The organism is uncultured Campylobacter sp. (assembly GCF_938031315.1).
GTDB lineage: Bacteria > Campylobacterota > Campylobacteria > Campylobacterales > Campylobacteraceae > Campylobacter_B.
This window is the reverse complement of sequence record NZ_CALHHT010000349.1, coordinates 1-2,663: the sequence shown is the minus strand read 5'-3', so window position 1 is coordinate 2,663 and position 2,663 is coordinate 1. Positions and strand designations below refer to the sequence as shown.

Sequence of the window (2,663 nt, the reverse complement as noted above, 5' to 3'; positions counted from 1 at the left end):
TTATCGGCGCGCTCGATCGTGGAGAGGCGGTGGGCGATTACAAAGACGATTTTGCTTTGTTTGATCTTTTCGATGACGTTTGAGATCTCCTTTTCGCTTGCGTTATCCAGCGCCGAAGTCGCCTCGTCGAATATTAAAATTTGCGGGTCCTTATACAGCGCGCGCGCGATGGCGATACGCTGGCGCTGCCCGCCGCTAAGATTTGCGCCGAACTCGCTAAGCACGGTGTAAATTCCATCCTTCATGGAGCTTACGAACTCATAGGCGTTGGCGAGCTTCAGCGCTTCTATGACGCGCTGCTCGTTAAATTCCGCGCCGTAGCTTACGTTTTGCGCGATCGTGTCGTTGAAAATATAGACGCGCTGGCTTACGAGGCCGATATTTTCGCGCAGGCTAGGGATGCTAAACTCGCCGATCTCGTCGTTGCCGTTGAATAAAATTTTACCGCTGCTTGCGTCGTAAAAGCGCATCAGTAGGTTCACGACCGAGCTTTTGCCGCCGCCGCTGTTTCCGACGAGCGCTAAAATTTCGCCCTTTTTGACGCTGAAGCTTATGTCTTTCAGCGCCGCCTTGTCGCCGTAGTTTAGCGACACGTCGCAAAAGCTCACCGAGCCTATTTCGCCCATCTGCTTTCCGCCTCCGACGATCGTAGGCTCCAAATCTATGAGCTCAAACGTCCGCTCGCTTGCTGCGATGGCGTCTTGCATGTTGTTGTAGAGCGATGAGACCTTTTTTATCGGGGTGTAGACCATAAAAAGCGCCGTAAGGAAGCTAAAAAAGCTGCCGATGCTCATTTGACCCGCGATGACCTCCTGCCCTCCGACGATGATCACCACGGCGATGCCCACGGCGCCCAGCATCTCCATGATCGGGCTTACCAGGCACGCCGTTACGACCGCCTTTAAATTTAGACCGAAAAATTTCTTGTTTTCGGCGTTAAATTTCTCCACTTCAAAGCTCTCGGCGTTACTTGCCTTGACGATTTCGATGTTGGAGTAAATTTGGCTGAGCGCCGAGGAGATATCGGAGGTTTTCTCTTGAGACTCGCGGGAAATTTTTTTCATCCGCTTCGCAAGGCGCGAGAGCGGATATATCGCGCACGGAAAGACCACGAGCGCGAAAAACGAAAGCTTTGGGCTCTGATAGATCACGACGCCCAAAAGTCCCAAAATCGTAATGATCTGCGTGAAAAAATCGGGGATCATATTCGAAACCACGACGCGGATACGCTCGATGTCGTTGATCGTGCGGCTGATGAGCTCGCCCGTGCGGAAGCGGTTGAAAAAATCCACGTCCAGCCGCACGAGGCTTGCGACGAGCCTATCACGGAAGCGGCGCACCGTGTCTTGACCGATGAAGGCTGTGAAGTAGTTTTGCATAAACGCGCCGCCGCTTTTCATCGCGAAAACCATGATGATCGCGATCGGAAGCGTATAGAGATACGGCTCGTTTTTTTCGACGAAAATTTTATTTAAAACGGGCTCGACCAGCTTCGCGCTCGCAGCAGTCGCCACGCTCGTCATCACCATACCCAAAATCGCCAATGCAAACTGCGGCTTATAATCCCTAAAATAGGGCTTAAAGCGCGATAGTAAAGTTTTAAAGCCGTTCAAATGCTATCCTTTTTTATAAAATTTTTAAAATTTAAAATCCCAAAATTCCTGAAATTCCAAAATTTATGAAATCCCAAAATTTATAATTCCAAAATTCCTTAAATTTTAGAATTTCGGCCACGAGGCAGCACAAAATTTATGGAGCGGCGCGGGACTAATTTGCGCTTCGCAAGCTCGCTAAATCAACTCGCTCGCATGCGGCGACCGTGCGGACGACGCCTCCGGCAAGCTGGGACTCCACCTCGAGGACGGTGCGGACCCTACCGACGGGGGTGTCGTCATCCACGGTGAGGGCGGTGTAGATGCTCGGCACCTGCCCATCGAACTTGACGTCCACGACAGGACCGACAACTCGGACGATGGTGCCCGTGCCCACGCTCCTGTTCATGTGGTTGTAGGCAGCCTCCTCGAGGGGGGTGCGCGTCTGCTCTGCGGTTTCTGACATTAGTTGTCCTCCAATGCGGAAGCACCGCCGATGATCTCGTTCAGCTCGGTGGTGATGGCGCCCTGACGTTCACGGTTGTAGGTTCGGTTCAGGGAGTCCAGCACCTCTTTTGCGTTGTCGGTCGCCGACTGCATCGCGCGACGCCGCGCGCCGTGCTCGGCGGCTGCTGAGTCGAGCAGGGCGTGAAAGATGACCGTGCGGAAGTAGGCCGGCATCAGATAGCCCATGACCTCGGCCGCCGAGGGCTCGAAGGAGTACTCGGGAGCGCGAGTGCGCTCGACCTGGGACATGGCCTCAAGGTGACGGGGTCGGTTGGGCATCATCAGCCGCTCGCGCGTGATCGGAAGCAGCTGGTCGGTCACCTGGGTCTGGTCGACACGGTTCTTGGCATGCCAGTACAGGAGCATCACACGGTCCGTCTTGCCAGATGTGTACGCGTCCATCACGTACGAGGCGATGCGATCTGCCTCGTCCATGTTGGGTTCGGAAGAGATGCCGACGAAGGACAGGACGGGGGTGATCTTGCGGTACGTGAAGTACTCCGTTGGCTTGCGCCCACAGGTGATGACCGAGGACTTGATGCCGCTCTTGGCCAAGGCCCTCAT

Annotated in this window: 3 protein-coding genes; all 3 read right to left on the bottom strand. The window is 54.3% G+C overall.

The features are described from left to right. On the bottom strand, positions 1-1,613 hold a 1,613-nt coding region (locus Q0236_RS08390; RefSeq protein WP_297916851.1), incomplete at its 3' end, for an ABC transporter ATP-binding protein. A gap of 154 nt (positions 1,614-1,767) precedes the next feature. Beyond that, a complete protein-coding gene (locus Q0236_RS08385; protein WP_297916849.1) occupies positions 1,768-2,058 on the bottom strand; it encodes a hypothetical protein in 291 nt (96 codons plus the stop codon). Continuing rightward, a partial coding sequence (locus Q0236_RS08380; protein ID WP_297916847.1) for a F0F1 ATP synthase subunit gamma occupies positions 2,058-2,663 on the bottom strand: 606 nt, incomplete at its 5' end. The genes Q0236_RS08385 and Q0236_RS08380, both read right to left, overlap by 1 nt.

Coding starts and splice junctions, on each gene's coding strand:
- Q0236_RS08385 (WP_297916849.1), bottom strand. CDS start 2,058: ATGTCAGAAACCGCAGAGCAGACGCGCACCCCCCTCGAGGAGGCTGCC.